Here is an 896-nt window from a genome sequence, read left to right as displayed (position 1 = left end):
CCGGACCAGCCGGTGGCGATCTGCCTGCAGCGCAGTCCGATGATGGTGGTGGGGCTGCTGGCGATCCTCAAGGCGGGGGGCGCCTATCTGCCGCTGGATCCGGCCTATCCGTCGGCGCGGCTGCGGCAGGTGCTGGAGGATGCGGCGCCGCACCTGTTGCTGGCCGATGCAGCGGGACGCGCCGCCTTGGGCGATGTGGGCGTCGATGCGAGCGTGGTGGAGCTCGATGCGGCGGCACCGGCGTGGGCCAGCCTGCCAGCGTCGGATCCGGACCCGCGTGCGCTTGGCCTCACCTCACGCCATCTCGCCTATGTGATCTACACCTCCGGATCAACAGGCACGCCCAAGGGCGTCATGATTGAGCATGCGAGCACGGTGAACCTGCTGCATTGGAGCAGCGACGTGTTTACGGCATCAGAGATCAGCCGCACGCTGTTTGCCACCTCGATCAGTTTTGATCTGTCCGTCTATGAGTGCTTCGTTCCGCTTTCGCAAGGAAGCACGCTTTACCTTGTCGAGAATGCGCTGGCGCTGGCCGAGAGGTCTTTGGATATCTCTTTGATCAACACAGTGCCCTCGGCGATCGCCGCTCTGGTCGACAGGAAAGCAGTGCCGGCTTCGACCGGCGTCGTCAATTTGGCGGGCGAGTGGCTGACGGCGGAACTGATCGAGAAGATCTTTGCGAGCAGTCGGGTCCAGAAGATTTGTAATCTGTACGCGCCTTCTGAAACCACGACGTACTCAACCTGGATCTGCATGCGACGGGGAGAGACTGTCGTCGAGACGATTGGCCGTCCGATTGCGAACACGCGGGTGTACCTGCTGGATGATCATGGCGGGCTGGTGCCGTTTGGCGCGGTCGGGGAGCTCTACGTCGGCGGGGCGGGGGTGGCGCG

General features: G+C 63.7%; 1 protein-coding gene. It reads left to right on the top strand.

The annotated features are described in order from the left end of the window. Positions 1-12: 12 nt before the first annotated feature. Positions 13-896: AMP-binding protein (locus SO156_RS45845; RefSeq protein WP_498539466.1), on the top strand; the 884-nt coding region annotated here is incomplete at its 3' end.

This window comes from Bradyrhizobium sp. UFLA05-125 (genome assembly GCF_059803515.1).
Note: the sequence above shows the minus strand (reverse complement) of the source record. Positions and strands in the feature narration are given on the sequence as shown.